The organism is Oribacterium sp. C9, assembly GCF_002007235.1.
Taxonomy (GTDB): Bacteria; Bacillota; Clostridia; order Lachnospirales; family Lachnospiraceae; genus Oribacterium.
Genome location: NZ_MUHW01000072.1, coordinates 1 through 929, shown reverse-complemented (window position 1 = coordinate 929; position 929 = coordinate 1). Strand labels below are relative to the sequence as shown.

General features: G+C 44.0%; 1 protein-coding gene. It reads left to right on the top strand.

All coding sequences use genetic code 11. The features are described from left to right. A partial coding sequence (locus BXO88_RS16655) for a hypothetical protein (RefSeq protein ID WP_168171762.1) occupies nucleotides 1-764 on the top strand: 764 nt, incomplete at its 5' end. Nucleotides 765-929 lie beyond the last annotated feature (165 nt).

Sequence of the window (929 nt, the reverse complement as noted above, 5' to 3'; positions counted from 1 at the left end):
TTCCTGAAAATGCCGCAGAGATCGTAAACTATATCATCAAGGTAGAAGGCAATCTGACACCGGAATCACGTACAGCTCATGAAAATGAAAGAGTAACTCTCAGAGTTGATGTTCCTGCGGGTTACAGCGTTGATAGCTTCTATACAGTTAACGGTGGAACAAATGTAGAAGTTTTACAGGATGCATCAGGACAGTACTATCTGGTAGTTCCGAGAGGCGGAGGTGTTTATGTAGGCGTGAACCTAAGGTCTAACGGAACAAGCGGCGGAGGCTCATCTGATGATAACGACAACGGAAGAAGTACAAGCAGTGACAACAGCGTACAGAACGTAACTGTCGGACCGAAGACCATGATGGTAAACGGAGTAGATCAGAAGAATGATATCCATGTCGGTTCCGCATCAGCAGACATGAACAGAGCATTTACAGAAACGCTCAGTACTTTCGCAGCTACAGGTATGCTTGATATGAGCGGACAGTATGTATCAGTTCCGGAAAATGCTGAGATAAAGGACAGCTTTACATTCACAGCAGACAATGCAACAGGGTTTGTAACAGCTTATCTTGAGTTCAAGAACTATAAGGAAGGTGACATCATCTTATGTTCTTATTTTGATGCAAGCGGAAATATGGTTACATTAGCCCTCACACCGGATCAGATCAACGGAACATCAGTCATCCTTACACTTCCGGCACAGTGCACACTGGCACTTGCAGGAAGCCCGGCGGTTGTTGTAGGACCTACCGGAGGACCTCTGGTGTAGGCATTGACATGAAACAGTCTCAGGACATAACGGAAGATATGGAAGATTCGAAAGAGTCAGATATCGCATTCGATCATGAACACAGATTATGACAGACTGAATAAAGAGATACATATGTAAATAGCAAAGATAAAAAAACCGGGATCAGATTTATTCTGATTCCGG